This is a genomic window from Hydrogenobaculum acidophilum, assembly GCF_054656715.1.
Map to the genome: position 1 here is coordinate 69,156 of NZ_BAAHXP010000005.1, position 16,742 is coordinate 85,897.

Genomic DNA, 16,742 nt, shown 5'->3' on the forward strand with positions numbered 1-16,742 from the left:
TAATTATGATATTTGTTTTTGGAGCAGGTAAATGGGGCAATGCACTTTCTTACGTTTTGAATAAGAAAAACATACCCATAACTATTTATGACATAAACGCAGAAAACCTCTCTAAAATATCATCGCAACTGCAGGTTAAATCCACCACAGATGTATCGGAAATTTCAAGGCATAGCCTAGTGATAATAGCTATACCCACCCAAAGCATAAAACATATATTAGATTATTGTAAAGAAAAAGACATAATAATAGCTTCCAAAGGTATAGATATATCCACCCACAAAGATGTGGTAGACTTAGCGTTAGAACATGGTATAAAGAAAGAAAATCTATTTGTGCTATCAGGCCCTTCTTTTGCAGAAGATGTTTTAAGAGACTTGCCGGTAGCACTAACCCTTGGATATTTCAACAAAGAAAAGGCTCTAAATATACAAAACCTCATATCATCATCGCTTTTCAGAGTATATACATCAAACGATATAAAAGGTGTAGCCCTAGGCGGCGCTATAAAGAATGTAATGGCTATAGCCTCTGGTATAGTGGAGGGTGCAGGTTTAGGAGAAAGCGCTCAAGCAGCCTTGGTAACAAGGGGATTAAAAGAAATGATAAAAATAGGAAAGCTCATGGGTGCAAAAGAAAAAACCTTTTATGGGCTTTCAGGGATAGGAGATTTATTTTTAACAGCAAGCTCTAACAAATCAAGAAACAAGCGTTTTGGGCTTTTAATAGGCAAAAAGAAAACCCCAAAAGAAGCGTTAGAAGAAATAAAAGAGGTAGTGGAAGGTTATTATACTACAAAAGCCTTGTACGATATAGCCATAGAAAGAAATTTAGACCTTCCTATTACAAAAGCTGTCTACAAAGTCCTTTATGAAAACATGTCTATTGAAGATAGCATGAAGAGCCTTCTCTCAAGGGAGCTAAAAGAAGAAGATGACTAACAAAATAAAGCTTGAAAACATAGATATATCGCTTTTGACTTCGGTGAGTAAGGCACTTTCCCAAAAGGATTTTGATAAAGCTTTGAGAGATATTTTAAAAATATTTTATTCCTTTTGGGGAGTAGAATACTCTTATATAGCTTTTTATGATAAAAGCACAAAAACAATAAAGATAAGAGAAGCCTTTGGGTTTAACCAAAGTGTAAAAAAGATACTTTTTGAATCCGGGAAAGGTATAGTAGGAAACATATTTAAAAATAGTATACCAGTAGTAATAAAAGACCCAAAAAGCGATAAATCTTTTCTAAACAAAACAAAAATATTGGATAAAATAAAAGATGAAACCTTTGTAGGTGTTCCAATAAAATCTGAAGACGAAACTATAGGTGTATTTTGTCTTTTCAAGAGTTTAGATAAACATGAGGAGCTCACGAGAGTAGTGGATATAATGCTCATAGTAAGTGCTATGATAGGTATGTCTTATAAACTTTTTAGTATTTTACAAGAAGAAAAAGCCTCTTGGGAAGAACAAAGACAGCTGTTAGCTCAGGAGTTCTCAGATACATTTAATATAGAGGGTTTTATAGGTAAATCAGAAGCAGTTCACATATTAAAAGATACCATACAAAAAATAGCAAGAACAGATAGCACAGTTTTACTTTTAGGAGAAAGCGGAGTTGGAAAATCTCTCATAGCAAAAGCAATTCATACTTTAAGCGATAGAAAAGATAAGCCTTTTATATCAATAAACTGTGCCGCCATACCAGAAACCCTCATAGAGGCTGAGTTATTCGGATACGAGAAAGGTGCTTTTACTGGGGCTACCCAGTCAAAAAAAGGAAAATTTGAACTAGCAAACGGTGGCACTATATTTTTAGACGAGATAGGTGAACTCCCTCTTCAATCCCAATCTAAGCTTTTAAAAGTTATCCAAGAAAAAGAGGTGGAAAAACTTGGAGCAGAAAAGAGTATATTTGTAAACGTAAGGGTTATTGCATCCACCAACAAAGATTTAGCTTCCATGGTGGCAAAAGGAGAGTTTAGAGAGGATCTATATTATAGGTTAAACGTAATACCTATAAGGGTGCCAGCTTTAAGGGAAAGAAAAGAAGATATCCCACTTTTGGTAAAGCATTTCTTAGACAAATTTAACAAACACTACAAAAAAAATATAAACATAGAAAAAGAAGCTATTGAAGCTCTCATAAACTATAACTGGCCAGGAAATATAAGAGAACTTGAAAACCTAATAGAGCGTCTTGTAGTAATAAACAACAAAGATATAACCAAAGAAGACGTGGTGCTCGCTACAAGAATAAACATAGAAAAGTCAAAAACAGACATTCCAAACCTAATAGAAAATACCGAAAAAGAGGCCATAATAAAAGCTTTAGAAAAATGTGGCTATGTAAAATCAAAAGCTGCAAAGATGCTTGGTTTTACCCTAAGACAGTTAGATTATAGGATACAAAAATACGATATACCGGTGAGAAAACTATAGATGAAACTTTTGAAGGATTATAGAGTATTATTTTTGCTCTTGATAATACCTTATGTTTTTGTGTTAAACCTTCCTTATGTAGGAGAAGAGGCAAATTGGGTTATACCCTCTTTTGAAATGAGCTATTTCAAAGAGTACGTGCTTCAAACCATTTATAAAACTCCGTACTATAGACCACCTCTTTTTAACTATCCCACCATTATATTTTCAAAGCTTTTTGGATGGGAATACGCCAAAGCTATCCAAAGGCTTCAAACTATCACAATGACTATTCTTACATCTCTTAGCATAAGATATGTTTTAAAAAGAGTTTATAAAGATGAAAAGCTCGGTTGGTTTGGAGCACTTATTTACTTAAGCATGGGCGATGTTATGATTCACGACGGGTGGCTTGGATATGAAGATGGAGTTTACATAGGCTTTTCTTCTATGTCAATGTTGTTTACTATGCTTGGGGTATATGAAGAATCTTATCCACTTATATTTTTTGGTTCTTTGTTAGCCACCGGGGGTTTTCTCACAAAGGCTCTTACATCCTTTGTCTACTTTTATGCTACTTTGATAATCTCTTTTTACATACTAAAAGCTAAAAAACTAAACGTATACAAAACAGCTATTGTTAGCTCTATAGTTCCCTTATTTTTCTTAATAATTTGGTACGGCTTTGCGCCAAAATCAAGCATAAGCGAGCATGGTATGCTATGGGACATAATAAATAAATTTAGATTTAAAGGTGTTATACCTTATTTAAAACAATTTTTCGGTTATCCTGTACAGTTTTGGTTAAACATGTCTTTAAACTCTTTAATATTTTTGTATTTGGCTTTTAGAAAAAAAATAGATTTTGAAATATTAAAGAACGATAAATTCTTGCTAAATGCATGGGCGGCAGGGATTATAAACTTTATACCCTATTGGCTTCCGCCTTTTAGTGGCATAAGATACGCTGCACCTTTATATAGTATTTTTGCAGTCTGTTTCAGCGTTATGCTTTATCCTAAGTTTAAGGATTTGGTGCTAAAGTTTATATACTTTGCTATAGTCTTTAAATTTATTACCCTTGGCATAGCATTTCCTATATACTATGGGCATATCAGAGAGAATACCAACAAGATAGCAGAAGAAGTTTACAATCTCACTATAAAAAAAGGAATACCACTATACTGCGATGATTATGGATGGGTAGGGTTTTCAGTAATAGCAAACATAGATGTAAAAATACACAAACCAATACTATATCCACCAAAACATCTCACATACGGATGCGTATTTACAGCAAATCTCTCAAAGTATAAGGATTTTAAAATAGTAAGAAACTATCAAAACTCAGATTATCTTGTATGTAAATTTTAAAGGTATCTGTCCACCACATATTTTGCTATTCTGACACTTTCCGAAAAGCCTCTATCCTCTGGATAATAATAAGTGGTATCAAGAGCGTAAAAGTCTTTTGCAACATTTATTGGCGGTAGCCTATGAAGATAAAGCGGTTTATACACCCCTTGAGCATTTTTATATATGTTCATACTAAAAGCTAAAAAATCTTCATCTTTCAAGTCTTTATTTATCTTTTTAAGATAGTATTTGCAAATATCCTTTATAAAGCTCTCATCTTTTCTAAAAAGCTCACTATCCTTTGGAAGGTAAAAGGGTATATAAACTATGTTAGATTTTATGTCATCTCTTAAAGCAGTATAATTTATAATCCCAGGTATTTTTATTTCATCATCGTTTATATTTATCCAAAAATGTTTTGCAAAGGGTCTTCTTAATTTTATTAAAACGCACATTACATCAAGGTAAATAAAGCCTTTGTACTTAGAAGCTATATGTTCATCAGTTATAAGATGTGGAAGTATGTTGATAGGTATAGTGCTTATTACTTTTTCGTAATGAAATATCTCACCTTTTGTCTCTATTCCTTTTAAAGCGTTGTTTTGTATTAGGATTTTATCAACACCTTTATTTAAATAAACCCTTGCCCCGTTTTCTTTAAGATAATTTGCCAAAGCATCTATTATTGTTTTAACTCCACCTTCTACATATCCAAGGCTTTCTTTAAACATATTTTCTCTTGAAAGCCCTACTCTTTTTATCCTATTCCATATCCAAGCCGCTGAAACTTCATGTTGATATTCGTAAAACTTCAAAGAGAAAAGCTTATCCCATAAGACATTGTAAGCTTTTTCTCCTATTATAGATTTTATCCAATCTATAGCATATTTATTATCAAGATGACGCCAATCTTTCATCTTTATACTATAAAAAGCTAAAAAAGCGTATCTAAGTTTTGATATTATATCAAGTCCATCAAATTTTAAAAGGCTTATTGGGTCTCCAAAGGGTTGAAGTTTGTTGTTGTAGTAAAATCCCATACTAGTATGTTTCCATTTTAGCTTTTGATAAATTCCCAATTCTTTCAACAATTCAAACAAAGAAAAATCTGTTTTACAGAAAAAATGATAATATTTTTCTATGATATCACCGTCAAAATTAAAAGAAGCGCTCATGCCTCCTAGCACATCATCTTTTTCGTATATATCTACGCTGTACCCTTTCTTAATTGCATAATAACCAATGGCAAGCCCCATAGGCCCGCCGCCTATTATAGCTATCTTCATCAAAACTCCAGCACAACCTTAGAATATATGGGATGTGTGAAAGTCTCTTCTATAGCTTTTTCAAAAGGTGTTGGTTTTACGTTGAAAATATGAGGCCAATCTATCACCTCAAAGACATCTCCTGCCACAAGAGCTTTGAGTTGGTCTACCGTAAAAGGTGGGTCTTTATCAAATATGCCCCATATGTATAAAAGTACATAAAACAAAGAGTAAGGGATATTTAAAATGATAGCCTTTGCCTTGGTATACTCTTTTATAGTCTTTATAATGTCTATATAATACACCTTTTCTATACCAGTAATATTGTATATACCTTCTTTTTTTGTTTTTATACAATCTATTATTATGTTGCAAAAATCTTTCACATATAAAGGCTGTCTTATATATTTACCATCTCCAGGGATTGGAAATACGGGTATTGCCTTCATAAACCTTGATAGCCAGCCAAGATGCTTTCTATCAAACCATCCAAACATAAGAGTAGGTCTTAAGACGACATTTCGAATACCTGATTCTAACACCATCCTTTCTTGGGCTTTTTTGGTTTCTGTATAAAAATCCTTTGCCACTGAGTTAACAACAGAAGAGCTTATGTGCACTATATAACCAACATCGTATTTTTTACAAGCATCCAATACATTTTCAGTGGATTTTATAGTGTTTTTATAAAAAGGTTCATAAGTTTTGGCTCCTATCTGGGCCTGAAGCATCACGAGGATATCAGCATCTTCTAGATATTTTTCCCAATCTCCTTTTTCTGATAAATCGCTATAAATAGCTGTTATATTTTCATGAAGAGACTTTAGTATATCTAAGTTTTTTTTATGTTTATCTATAACCACTATATTTTTATAGCCTGCTTCTTTCAAAAAAGTCACCAAATTTTGCCCTACAAGACCAGCACCACCAGGAAGCACTATCTTTTTATCTAATTCCATATGAAAATTATATCAACTTTGATTTTTTAACAGCACATTTATTGTTTGATAGGGTATTTCTATATTTTCTTGGTCAAAGCGTTTTTTTATAGCTTTTAAAAGCTCATGAACAATAAGATATTGGTTTACAAACTCCTCTACCTTCACAACAAGGCTCAAGTTTATACCAGAAGCTCCAAAAGAGCTATACCTCACAATAGGTTTAAAGCTTTTGTCTGCTCCTTCTACTCTATTTATTACATCTTTTGCTATCTCTACAAGCAAATTCTCCACCCTTTCCAAATCTTCTTTGTATCCAACAGACAGTGAAAATACAACAGCCATGTTCTCATAAGGAAGGTGGTAGTTTGTGATAACAGAAGATGTTAATTTTGAATTTGGTATTACTATGACATTCCCAGAAAGAGTTCTCACATGGGTAGTACGCCAATATATATCTTCCACATACCCTTCATAAACATCAAACTTTATGTAATCCCCAACCCTTATATTCTTACTCAAAAGTATATAAAAACCAGACAAAAAGTTTGACAATGTATCTTGTAAGGCAAGGCCTATAACTACAGTGCCAACTCCCAATGTAGTAATAAGCGGTGTGATAGAAAGACCTATACTTTGAAAAGCTATAAAAAGCCCTATAACAGAAACAAAAATCACTATTGAAGCTTTTAAAATAGAAGACGGCACTTCGCGTGTTTTTGATTTCACGTATAAAGAGATAATTTCTCCTATTATTGTTGAAATAATATAAAAGCCTAAAAAAACAAGGGAAAAAAGTATAACTCTGTCTACTACAATATGGGCTCTTTTGTTTATATAAAGATAATCAGAGGATATATAAGCACCTAAAAAGGCACTCCAAAGGCCCACAAAAAAAGAATTTATACTTACTTTGCTGGTGGTTTTAAAGCTTTTAAAAATAAGATTTATAAGTATTCCTATTAAAAGCCCAATACCAAAAAACAGCACACTATAAAAACCAAAAACCGCCATTCCATATTCTTGTCTATTTTTGAAGATATGACCTAAAAATTCAAACTTAAGCTGTTTTGGAAGCATAATGCTGCTCATCTAAAAATATACAACGGTAGTACCCTGACCACCTTCTTTTGGATAAGCGTCCCTATAAAAAACTACGTAAGAAGAAGATGACAAATAATCGGTAACTGCCTTCTTAAGCACTCCAAGTCCATGTATTATCTTTGCCATCTTTACACCACTTGCAAAGGCACTATCTAAAAATTTATCCAACTTGCTTATAGCCTCCTCTATAGAAAGTCCTGTTAAATTTATCTCCGGTACTCCGGCTTTCTTGTTTTCAAACCTTTGCAAACTTATGCTAGTGGTATGGGTCTTGGGTAATTTAGCAGTTTTAGAAAGGTCTTTTAATTTTATCCACGCTTTTATGTCTCCAAACATCACCTGAGCTTTGTCTTGCCTTATTTCCAATACCCTTCCTTTACCACCCATAAACTCTACCCAGTCACCCACCTCTATAGGCTCTTGCTCCTCTTTTTCAAACTTTCTTAGCTCCTCTTGTTTTTGTTTTATAAAATCCTTCAAACCAGCTTTTTCTTTCAAACCACTTAAAAACTCTTGTGCTTCTTTTCTAAGCTGCTCAAGATATTCGTTTGCCTCCTTCACGGTATTTTTCCAAGCTTCTTGTTTTGCCTTTTCCATCTCCTCTATTAAAGATTCATACTTTCTCTTTAAAAGCTCAAGCTCTTGTCTGTGCTTTTCCAAAAGTTCCATTTTATCATGGTATTCTTTTGTAAGTTCGTTTAATTTTTCCATTAAGCCTTGGTATTCTAAAGTATTTTCTCCCAACAGTTTCTGAGCTTCTAATATTACGTCCTTTGGTATACCAAACCTTCTTGCTACTTCTATCCCCATGCTTTCACCTATAGTGCCATAAACAACTCTATAAAGTGGCCTGAGAGTATCTTTGTCAAACATTAAAGTAGCTGGCTCATAATAATCTGAATTCACAGCCCAAAGCTTTATTGGCGTATGATGCGTTGATACCACCACAAAAGCGTTCAATCTTTTTATATAATCAAGTATGGCTATACCAAGAGCAGAGCCCTCTAATGGATCTGTACCCGCTCCAAGCTCATCCAAAAGTATTAGAGAGTCTTCGGTAGAGTTTTGAAGTATTTCAGATATATTTTTTATATGAGACGAAAACGTTGATAAAGATTGAGATATATCTTGTTCATCCCCTATGTCCGCAAAGATGTTATCAAATATGGGAAGTCTTGATTTTGGTGAAACCGGTATTGGTATAGCATGCAAAAACATAATATAGCAAAGTCCCAAAGTCTTTAAAAATACAGTTTTACCGCCAGTGTTTGGACCAGTGAGCACAAGTCCCTTCTTGTTTAATATTATATCGATAGGTACTGGATTTTGAGATAATATACTCATAATAGGATTTCTTGCACCTAAAAGCTCCACATAATCGCCAATAGAAGGTATAGAGCATTCGTATTCTATTCCAAAAGAAGCTTTTGCCAACAAAACATCAACTTTTACAACCGTATTAAAAGAATCCAAAAGCCTATTAGCCCTTTCTCTTATAACAGATGTCAACTTTTTTAAAACAAGATGAATCTCTTTTTCTTCTTCGGTCCTTAGCATTGCCAATTTGTTGTTTAGGTCCACCACTATTTGGGGTTCTAAATATGTTGTAAAACCAGAAGAGGATACTCCATGCACTATGCCAACAATCCTCTTTACGCTTTGGGTTTTAACAGGCACCACATATCTATTTTGCCTTAGGGTTATGAGTTTTTCAGAAAACAACGTATCGCTATCTGGTCTTTGAAAAAGCGCCTCTAGTTTTTCCGTGATAGTTTTTTCAACATGTTTTATCTCTTTTCTTATCTCAAGCAAATCCCTTGAAGCTTCAGATTTTATAATACCAGATGGGTCAATGGTTCTTTCTATCTCAGCCTCTAAAGTTTGAAACGTTCCAAGGTCTTTTAAAATCCTATTTAAAACATCGCATCTATCCAAACTATCCACCAAAAACTTCCTTACATCTTTTATAATCTTTAAAACTTTATATATGGCGATTATCTCATCTGCTCCCAAAACGCTTTCTTCAATCATAGCTTTTTTTAGGCTTTTAGAAATATCGTCAAAACTATACAAAACATTTCCTTTTTGTTTTAAAAGCCACATAAAACATTCTACAAGCTTTTGCTCTTGCAAAAGTTCATCTTTGGATAAAGGTTTCATATGTTCTATATAATCTGCGCTTGCAATAGAATGTATCCTTAATTTTATGTTTTCCTTTATTTTATTAAACTCTAACTTTCTTATCTCGTATTCTCTCATATTTAATATGATAACATCAAAAGATTGTATTCTAAAAGAAAATAAGAGACTAGCCAAAGCAATCAGATAAAAAGAGATATTATTCTATTTTAAAAGTTTTGCCTCGGTATTTAAAAATCCAGGAGGCCCAAAGGTCTTGTATTCAATCTTACCTTGAGGACAGTTGTACTGCCATATAGCCATCCTAAGAGGCGCTCTAAATATGAGCTTTTTGGTACAACTTTCTGGATTTTGAACAAAGTAAGACATAGGAGCAAGCTCTCTTTGAGATTTTGCCACCACCTCTTTTACTATACCATTTTCATCAGTTTTTATATAGTAAGTAAAGCGCTTTCCTTTAACCACTCTAAAAGCTTGGTTATTTATAACCTTTTGCTCCATTGCACCGTTATTTACATTGCCAATAGGTTGACCTAAAAATATATTCATAACACCTCCTTTTGAGCCTCTTCTGTGCTAAGCATATAGCCTCTTCCTCTTACAGTAAGGATTAGCTTTGGCGGTTTATCTCCTAGCTTATTGCGGATATTTTTGATATAGACATCCACAATGTTTGAATCGTAATCAGAGCCTATACCCCAGACTTTGTTGAGAAGGATTTCTCTTCTTATGGTTTTGTTTGGGTTTTGGGCGAGGGTTTTCAAAAGTTCAAACTCTTTTGGGGTTAGGTTTATTGATTGGCCTTTGTAAAAAACTTTAAAATCTTTAATATCAATGATGAGGTCTTTTAGGATGATTTTTTCTTCTTCGACTTTGTTATAACGCCTTAAAACGGTTTTTACCCTCATGATTAACTCTTTAAAAGAAAATGGTTTTGTAATATAGTCATCTGCCCCAGCTTCTAAGCCCTCCAATTTGTCTTCTAGCTGAGATTTTGCCGTTAACATGATAATTGGGGTTTCACTTTGAAGTCTTAATTGGCGGCAAACTTTCACACCATCTATCTTAGGAATTACCACATCAAGGATTATAATATCATAGTTATTTGATTTTGCTTTTTGGATTGCTTGAAAACCATCTTTTGCTATATCCACTTCAAAGCCTTCGTGTATAAAACCCTTCTCTAGTGTTTCCAAAAGAAGCTCGTCGTCTTCTACTATAAGAGCTTTTAGACTCATAAACCTATATATGGCTCGAAACTAAACCAACTATCACAAGAACACTTAGGAGAAAAATCTTTAAAAGTTTCGCCGCATTCTTTACACTTCCAAAGTTTTAAGCTTTTAAAAACGATGTTAAATCCATCTTTTTGAGATTGGTCTTGATAAGCTTTTAAAAGAAAATCCACTATCTCGCTGTCAGTAGACGTTTCCGAAAGCATCTTAATTTTTTGGGGAGCTCCTATGTGTATGTAAAATACTCCAAGCACATATTTTGAAACGCTTTTTTCTATGTTTGTACTCATAAGATATACAGCTTTTTCTGGATTTGAGCACCCCACCAGCATAAGCTTATCTTGTAAATTTGCCTGCACAACGTTGTCTACTACCTTAGAAGCATCTTTTGTCTTTTCTTGAGCTAAAAGCTCGGATAAGTATAAAAATGCGGTAAGCTCGTTTTTTGTATCATCAAAAGCATCTTCTAATTCGTTCAAAAGTTTTGTTTTATCTTCTATGCTATTAGCATTTAGGCTTTTAAGAGTATTTAAAACATCTTTTTGAAAGGCTTTTTCTGAGCGCGGAGTATTTTTTAGTACCTCTTGTTGAGCTTCATAAGCACCTTGATAGTCTCTTGCGTCAAATAAAATATTTCTTTTTAACTGTAAAGCCACATACTTTTCTTCTAACGAATCAAGGCTTTTGATAGCTTCCTGAGGATTTTCATATCTTAAAGATTTTGCCTTTTCAAACTTGCTATATATGTCATCTTCATACGCTGGTGTTTGTTTTAATAGGTTTGAAAATATGAAATAAAGAGGTTTTACATCCTTTATAGCATCTAAATTTACTTTGGGCTTTTGATATTTGGAGAAAAATATAGCTTTTGATATGTTAAAAATATTTGAAAGTTTGGAGCTAAGCTTTCTCTCTCGCCAAGAAAATATAAGCGTTGGTATAATAAAACCAATAAAACCAAAAGTAAGTAGCAATACAAAAAGAGGCACTTTGAATGTGTATGTGAAAAAATATACGTTTACATCGTACATATGCTCTGCTACAAAGACTACTATAGCTATTATTAAAAGCCCTATGAGTAGAATTTTAAAAATGTTTAAAAGCTTCATATATCAACCCTCTCTGCATTTGACCATAGCCAGTCTAGATTGTAATACTCCCTTGCCTCTTTTGTTTGTATATGCACTATCACATCAAGAAGGTCTAGAAGTATCCACTGGGCATGCTCGTTTAGACCTTCAACATGGTCTATTGTAATGCCTCTGTTTTTTAGCTCCTTTTCCAAATATTCTGCTAAAGCCTTTGCGTGTATGCTAGAGTTAGCAGTAGCTATCACAAAATAATCGGCTATATTGGTATGCTTTCTCACATCCAAAATTGATATATCTTCCGCCTTCTTATCTTCCAAAAGCGTTTTGATGAGCCTTAGCTTATCCATTAGATTCTTTAACAAGTCTCTCCAATTTTACCACATAAGGAGTTTGTCCAAACATCTCTTTGTATTTTTTGAAGTACTCTAAGCCTTCTTTTCTAGATTTCGCTGCCAAGTCTTCCCATCTTTTTATTTGAAGCTTCCAAAACTTTATACGCCTTTCTATGAAAGGTTTGTTTTGGGCTTTTGCATGGCGAAGCTTATCCTCATCTCTTTTCAACATATCTTTATATTTATCTTCATACCTCTTAGCCTGTTTTGGAACTAGCAAAAGATTTTTTATAAGTCTATAGTAGGTTTTTGTTTTGGAGATATATTGAGTATCGTTTATGAGCATGTCTTTGTATCTTTCGGCAGCCGGATAATAAAAGCCATAATCCTCATAAAACTTCGCTATAAGCTCGTCGTGTTTTGCTATCTTTTGCCTTGCCTTGTCTATAAGCTCTCTTACCTCAGAGTCGTATGGATTGTTTGGATATTTGCTTAAAAATTCCTTTGCAAGGTCTATAGCCTTATAGGTATAACTTTGGTCTCTGTAAGCATCTGGAGCTATTTTATAGTAGCTTTTAATGAGCATGTAAGTAGCTTGGGGAGCTTCTGGAGAGTTTGGATAATAGTACAAAAAGCTTTCTAAATAGATGATGGCGTTGGTATAATCATGGTCAAGATAATAGCTTTTAGCCAGCATAAACCTAGCCCTTTCTATTTGCTCTGGTGTAAGGTTTTCTAAGTACTTTAGTGCTCTAGATAGATTTTCCTCAGCGGAAGAATAATTGCCGTTTGTAAAAGCCTCAGAACCTCTTGTATAACCTTTTATAGCCCTCTCTTCCCTCTCTTTTTGAGTTACTTTAGCACAAGAACTAACCATAAATGAAATACCCATAAAACTCAAAGCTATAGCTAAAATTTTAAAGCTTTTTTTCATATTAATAGTATATCACATCAAACCTACTCAAAATATTTATCTTTAAGATAACTCATATTAAAACACCAGTTATTTTTGCCTCTTCAAAATAGGCCTATCTTCTATGTTTTTAGCTTTTAACAATAAATCTACCTTTCTTTCAATACCACTTTATACCTTTATCTTGTATCCAAAGGCCTCTACCCCAGTGTCCTTTATAATTTTTATCTCTTCTTCTAAAAGCCTTAAACTTTTGAAAATAAAATTTATTTTAAAGCAAAACTATAAACATGCAAAACTCAAAAGAGATAGATTACCCATTTCAAAACCATCGTAAAGAATTGTAGGCCTTTGGCAAGCACCCATAAAGTAAAAAAGTGGTATAAAATGCTCTATGGTAGGATGGGCAAGACTTCCATATCGATGATGCCTAAAATTTTTAAGGCTTTTAATATCACGATTTAAAACGGCGTTCATTATAAACTCGGCAAACTCATAAGCCCAATCATCGGTTTTATCTTTTATAAGCATGAGGTTGTGAATAGCCCCACCGCTTAGTATGATACTAGCTTCCTCTTTGAAATAAGACAATTTTTCACCAAAATCAATATAAAAATCAAAATCTTTGTTAATGGGTATGCTAAGTTGAACTATTGATAAAGATGCATCCTTTAACATGTGGTAAAGCAAAGCCCAAGCACCGTGGTCTAAACCTCTTTTTGTTTTTTCTAAAGAAAGTTTAGAGGATATCTTATCTACAATTTCTTTATCTGTAAAAGCCTCATACTTAATAGAATAAAGCTCTTCTGGGAATCCATAAAAATCGTATAAGATAGGAGATGGGCTTTCGCTTATCATGGGCTTTTCTGTGAGCCAATGTGGAGATATCACAATTACGTATTTAGAAGACTTTAGCCTTCTCTCTTGGTTTCTTAGCATACTTGTAAAATCGTTATTTTTAGTTAAAAGCATGGGAGACCCATGCGATATAAAATATATCATGTGAAATGTTATAGCGCAGGTGGTATTTTTATGGGGTTGTTCATCTTTTGCTCCAACTCTGGGTCTGGAGCCATAGCATAAACGCCATAACAGTATTTCCCAAGCTCTATCATTCTACCCACTTTTATACCTACATCTTCTAAAGCAAGACCAAGCTCCCATTCAGAAGGCACCTCTTCTTTTGGTGGACCTTTGTCTCTGTCCTCTTTTTTCCATTCTATAATCCCTATCAAAGCCCCAGGCTTTAAGACTCTTAAAAGCTCCGACAGAAATTCACCAGGGTTTGTAAGCTCGTGAAAAACAAAAGCCATATAGGCAAAATCAATGATTTTATCTGGAAGAGGAATTTTATTTTCTTCTGATTGAAGCACTATCACATTTTGAAGACATAGCTTCTCTACCTTATTTTTTGCATATTCTACAGCTTGAGGCTCTTGGTCTATAGCATAAACTTTGCCTTCTGGGCCCACCATCTTGCTAAGATAAGGTAGGTAAAAGCCAGCCCCCGTGCCTATATCAAGGACCTTGTATCCAGCTTTTAAGCCAAACTGTTTTAAGGTCTTTTCTGGGTCAAAAAGCTCAAGACGTTCTTCGTTGTCAAGACGCTTTAAATGTTCCGGATTAAACTTGTGCGCCATGCACCACTCCTTTTTTAAGAAATTCTATTTGCTCTTTTGCTTTTTTAATGGCGTACCTTAAAGAATCATTAAAAGAGTTTCCTTCAACATAGTTTCCCGCTATAAAAACACCTTTGTTCATATTTTCTATATCCTTTACGGTGTTTATAAACTTTTCATAGCCTATATTGTATTGAGGTATTGCCTTTTTCCACTTCTTGAAATAGTATTTTTCAAACTCATCTATACCAAGGATTTGCTTTAGCTCCTTTTTTACCTCTTTTATTATCTTATCCTCAGGCCAATCCACCACATCTTTTCTTCTTTCTCCACCTACATAGATGGTTATAATACTTTCTCCTTCTTTAGAAATGTTAAATAAATTGCTAGAAAAAAGCGCTCCAAGCATGATGGTATTTTCTTTTCTTGGTATTAAAAACCCAAAACCTTTTGGAAGAGATTTTTTTACTATAGCACTTATAACTATCACAGGGGCATACTCTATCTCATCTAGTTCACCTGACATACTCCAAGTGAGGTTTCTAAGAAGATAAGAGGCGCTGTAAGCGGGTGTGGCTATAAGTATAGATTTTGTTTGAATTTTACCGCTTTTAGTATCTATAGTGTATATATCATCTTTTTTGGTTATCTTCAAAGCTACATTTTCCAATGATACTTCTATACCAGAAGCCATTTTCTCTAAAAACGTCAAAAGCCCACCTTCAAAAGAGGTAATCTCGCCTTGAGGACCAAGGGCTTTTTTCTTCATTGCACCTTTTATTATAGAACCGTATTCATCTTCTAAGGCTTTCACCCTTTTAACAGCGTATTTGGCAGACAGTTTATCTGGGTCTCCAGCATATATACCGCATACGAAAGGTTCTACTATCTTATCTAAAAATTCCTTTCCAAGGCGTCTTTTCACAAAATCGCTTATGCTTTCTTTGGGGTCATCTTTTGGGGGTATAAAAGGTTCTCTTAAAAGCCTAATTTTACCAAACAACGAGAAAAAATCTCCAGTTAAAAACTCCAAAGGGGTAGAAGGCATTTTTTTTAGTTTGCCGTTTATATATACATATCTTGTATTAGCATGCTCTTTAGGTGGATGAAGGGGTTTTAAATTCAGCTCTTTAGTAAAAGCCAAAAATTCTTCCTGACCCAAAACTGACTGTACACCAAGCTCTATAACACGCCCATCTTCTCTTAGAGTATATGTAGACCCCCCTATGTGAGGTTCTTTTTCTATGACAAGAGGGTCAAAACCAGCTTTTTTAAGGGTATAAGCTGCTACTATACCACTAACACCTGCGCCTATTATTACAGCGTCTTTCATTTAAATGGTACTCCTGTCAAAGGAGATGATGGAACAGCGTATGTCCTTTTAGGCATTCTACCTGCCAAATAAGAAAGCCTGCCGGCCATCCATGCATGTTTCATAGCTTTTGCCATAAGTATAGGATTTTGAGCCTCTGCTAGAGCAGTGTTTGTCAATACGGCATCTGCGCCAAGTTCAAACACAATTGGTATATCGGCAGCACTACCAATACCAGCATCTACTATTACAGGTACCGAAACAGCCTCTTTTATAAACATGATGTTGTACTTGTTTTGAACCCCAAGGCCAGAGCCTATGGGACTAGCTAATGGCATAACCGCTACACATCCTATATCTTCAAGCTTTTTAGCAGAAATAGGATCGTCAAATATATAAGGAAGCACCTTAAAACCTTCTTTCACAAGCACCTTTGCAGCTTCTACCGTTTGCTCCATATCTGGATATAAAGTCTTTTGGTCTCCTATAACTTCTAACTTTATCCATTCTATACCAGTGGCTTCTCTAGCAAGCATTGCAGTATTGATAGCGTCTTTTGCCGTATAACAACCGGCTGTGTTTGGAAGTATCAAATATTTGTTTGGGTCTATGTAATCTAAGAGATTTTCCTTTGTTCTATCAGTAATATTTACCCTTCTTACCGCTACTGTTATCACTTCTGCTCCAGAGGCTTCCAAGACTTCTTTGTTTTCTTGAAAGCTCTTAAACTTACCAGAACCTATAAACAGCCTGGACCTAAACTCTCTTCCAGCTATTGTCAAAGGATCAAAAGACATGATATCTTCCATTTAACCGCCTCCTACTAGCTCTATAATTTCAACACAGTCACCATCTTTTACGAAGACTTCCTGGTATTTAGATTTTGGCACGATATCTTCGTTGATGGCCACAGCAAGACCCACTGGTCTTAATTTGACACCAAAAAACTCTATAAGCTCTAAAACGTTTAAAGGCTTTTCAAAATCGTAGTACTGACCGTTTACTTTGATACGCACA

At 34.3% G+C, this 16,742-nt stretch carries 17 protein-coding genes; 3 read left to right on the forward strand and 14 right to left on the reverse strand.

The genetic code is table 11. The features are described 5' to 3' along the window. The first annotated feature begins 5 nt into the window (after positions 1-5). From ACYQZV_RS04215 to ACYQZV_RS04225, 3 genes are read left to right on the forward strand one after another with little or no spacing between them, the layout of a single operon-like run. Positions 6-941, forward strand: a complete 936-nt coding sequence (locus ACYQZV_RS04215; protein ID WP_459893531.1) for an NAD(P)H-dependent glycerol-3-phosphate dehydrogenase — start codon at positions 6-8, stop codon at positions 939-941. Next, complete coding sequence (locus ACYQZV_RS04220; RefSeq protein ID WP_459893532.1) at positions 934-2,442, forward strand: sigma-54 interaction domain-containing protein; 1,509 nt, start codon at positions 934-936, stop codon at positions 2,440-2,442. Before ACYQZV_RS04215 ends, ACYQZV_RS04220 begins: the two co-directional genes overlap by 8 nt. Next, positions 2,443-3,795: an ArnT family glycosyltransferase gene (locus ACYQZV_RS04225; protein WP_459893534.1), complete on the forward strand. Its 1,353-nt coding sequence runs from the start codon at positions 2,443-2,445 to the stop codon at positions 3,793-3,795. Here ACYQZV_RS04225 and ACYQZV_RS04230 read toward each other — a convergent pair. From ACYQZV_RS04230 to thiS, 14 genes are all read right to left on the reverse strand, one after another. Further along, the gene (locus ACYQZV_RS04230) at positions 3,792-5,063 is read right to left on the reverse strand and encodes an NAD(P)/FAD-dependent oxidoreductase (protein WP_459893536.1); all 1,272 of its coding nucleotides are present in this window, start codon (positions 5,061-5,063) and stop codon (positions 3,792-3,794) included. The genes ACYQZV_RS04225 and ACYQZV_RS04230 overlap by 4 nt on opposite strands. Beyond that, a complete protein-coding gene (locus ACYQZV_RS04235; RefSeq protein WP_459893538.1) occupies positions 5,063-6,001 on the reverse strand; it encodes an NAD-dependent epimerase/dehydratase family protein in 939 nt (312 codons plus the stop codon). Before ACYQZV_RS04235 ends, ACYQZV_RS04230 begins: the two co-directional genes overlap by 1 nt. Before the next feature lie 12 nt (positions 6,002-6,013). Beyond that, positions 6,014-7,072, reverse strand: coding sequence for a mechanosensitive ion channel family protein (locus ACYQZV_RS04240; protein WP_459893540.1), 1,059 nt, complete (start codon positions 7,070-7,072; stop codon positions 6,014-6,016). Next, positions 7,073-9,343, reverse strand: coding sequence for an endonuclease MutS2 (locus ACYQZV_RS04245; protein WP_459893542.1), 2,271 nt, complete (start codon positions 9,341-9,343; stop codon positions 7,073-7,075). 84 nt (positions 9,344-9,427) lie between these two features. Next, positions 9,428-9,772 carry a hypothetical protein gene (locus ACYQZV_RS04250; RefSeq protein WP_459893544.1) on the reverse strand — a complete coding sequence of 115 codons (345 nt, stop codon included), beginning with the start codon at positions 9,770-9,772 and terminating at the stop codon, positions 9,428-9,430. Beyond that, positions 9,769-10,461: a response regulator transcription factor gene (locus tag ACYQZV_RS04255; protein WP_459893546.1), complete on the reverse strand. Its 693-nt coding sequence runs from the start codon at positions 10,459-10,461 to the stop codon at positions 9,769-9,771. Before ACYQZV_RS04255 ends, ACYQZV_RS04250 begins: the two co-directional genes overlap by 4 nt. Then, positions 10,458-11,567, reverse strand: a complete 1,110-nt coding sequence (locus ACYQZV_RS04260) for a hypothetical protein (protein ID WP_459893548.1) — start codon at positions 11,565-11,567, stop codon at positions 10,458-10,460. Before ACYQZV_RS04260 ends, ACYQZV_RS04255 begins: the two co-directional genes overlap by 4 nt. Continuing rightward, entirely contained in the window at positions 11,564-11,896 is a 333-nt protein-coding gene (gene rsfS, locus ACYQZV_RS04265; RefSeq protein WP_459893550.1) for a ribosome silencing factor, read from the reverse strand. Before rsfS ends, ACYQZV_RS04260 begins: the two co-directional genes overlap by 4 nt. After that, positions 11,889-12,815: an outer membrane protein assembly factor BamD gene (locus tag ACYQZV_RS04270; protein WP_459893552.1), complete on the reverse strand. Its 927-nt coding sequence runs from the start codon at positions 12,813-12,815 to the stop codon at positions 11,889-11,891. Before ACYQZV_RS04270 ends, rsfS begins: the two co-directional genes overlap by 8 nt. Before the next feature lie 261 nt (positions 12,816-13,076). Further along, on the reverse strand, positions 13,077-13,796 hold the full coding sequence (locus ACYQZV_RS04275) for a DODA-type extradiol aromatic ring-opening family dioxygenase (RefSeq protein WP_459893554.1): 720 nt from the start codon (positions 13,794-13,796) through the stop codon (positions 13,077-13,079). 8 nt (positions 13,797-13,804) lie between these two features. Then, positions 13,805-14,434 (reverse strand): class I SAM-dependent methyltransferase, encoded by a 630-nt coding sequence (locus tag ACYQZV_RS04280; RefSeq protein ID WP_459893557.1) that lies wholly within the window; start codon positions 14,432-14,434, stop codon positions 13,805-13,807. Further along, the gene (gene hemG, locus ACYQZV_RS04285; RefSeq protein WP_459893559.1) at positions 14,418-15,746 is read right to left on the reverse strand and encodes a protoporphyrinogen oxidase; all 1,329 of its coding nucleotides are present in this window, start codon (positions 15,744-15,746) and stop codon (positions 14,418-14,420) included. The genes ACYQZV_RS04280 and hemG overlap by 17 nt, the downstream gene beginning before the upstream one ends. Then, the gene (locus tag ACYQZV_RS04290) at positions 15,743-16,534 is read right to left on the reverse strand and encodes a thiazole synthase (protein WP_459893561.1); all 792 of its coding nucleotides are present in this window, start codon (positions 16,532-16,534) and stop codon (positions 15,743-15,745) included. The genes hemG and ACYQZV_RS04290 overlap by 4 nt, the downstream gene beginning before the upstream one ends. Next, positions 16,535-16,741, reverse strand: a complete 207-nt coding sequence (gene thiS, locus ACYQZV_RS04295; RefSeq protein ID WP_459893563.1) for a sulfur carrier protein ThiS — start codon at positions 16,739-16,741, stop codon at positions 16,535-16,537. Between the last annotated feature and the right edge of the window lies 1 nt (position 16,742).

Bases quoted from the DNA above. Each gene is read 5' to 3' on its own strand.
- ACYQZV_RS04255 (WP_459893546.1), bottom strand. From the start codon at position 10,461: ATGAGTCTAAAAGCTCTTATAGTAGAAGACGACGAGCTTCTTTTGGAA.
- ACYQZV_RS04260 (WP_459893548.1), bottom strand. From the start codon at position 11,567: ATGAAGCTTTTAAACATTTTTAAAATTCTACTCATAGGGCTTTTAATA.
- rsfS (WP_459893550.1), bottom strand. From the start codon at position 11,896: ATGGATAAGCTAAGGCTCATCAAAACGCTTTTGGAAGATAAGAAGGCG.
- ACYQZV_RS04220 (WP_459893532.1), top strand. From the start codon at position 934: ATGACTAACAAAATAAAGCTTGAAAACATAGATATATCGCTTTTGACT.
- hemG (WP_459893559.1), bottom strand. From the start codon at position 15,746: ATGAAAGACGCTGTAATAATAGGCGCAGGTGTTAGTGGTATAGTAGCA.
- ACYQZV_RS04235 (WP_459893538.1), bottom strand. From the start codon at position 6,001: ATGGAATTAGATAAAAAGATAGTGCTTCCTGGTGGTGCTGGTCTTGTA.
- ACYQZV_RS04250 (WP_459893544.1), bottom strand. From the start codon at position 9,772: ATGAATATATTTTTAGGTCAACCTATTGGCAATGTAAATAACGGTGCA.
- ACYQZV_RS04270 (WP_459893552.1), bottom strand. From the start codon at position 12,815: ATGAAAAAAAGCTTTAAAATTTTAGCTATAGCTTTGAGTTTTATGGGT.
- ACYQZV_RS04225 (WP_459893534.1), top strand. From the start codon at position 2,443: ATGAAACTTTTGAAGGATTATAGAGTATTATTTTTGCTCTTGATAATA.
- ACYQZV_RS04280 (WP_459893557.1), bottom strand. From the start codon at position 14,434: ATGGCGCACAAGTTTAATCCGGAACATTTAAAGCGTCTTGACAACGAA.
- ACYQZV_RS04240 (WP_459893540.1), bottom strand. From the start codon at position 7,072: ATGAGCAGCATTATGCTTCCAAAACAGCTTAAGTTTGAATTTTTAGGT.
- ACYQZV_RS04275 (WP_459893554.1), bottom strand. From the start codon at position 13,796: ATGATATATTTTATATCGCATGGGTCTCCCATGCTTTTAACTAAAAAT.
- ACYQZV_RS04245 (WP_459893542.1), bottom strand. From the start codon at position 9,343: ATGAGAGAATACGAGATAAGAAAGTTAGAGTTTAATAAAATAAAGGAA.
- ACYQZV_RS04215 (WP_459893531.1), top strand. From the start codon at position 6: ATGATATTTGTTTTTGGAGCAGGTAAATGGGGCAATGCACTTTCTTAC.
- ACYQZV_RS04290 (WP_459893561.1), bottom strand. From the start codon at position 16,534: ATGGAAGATATCATGTCTTTTGATCCTTTGACAATAGCTGGAAGAGAG.
- ACYQZV_RS04230 (WP_459893536.1), bottom strand. From the start codon at position 5,063: ATGAAGATAGCTATAATAGGCGGCGGGCCTATGGGGCTTGCCATTGGT.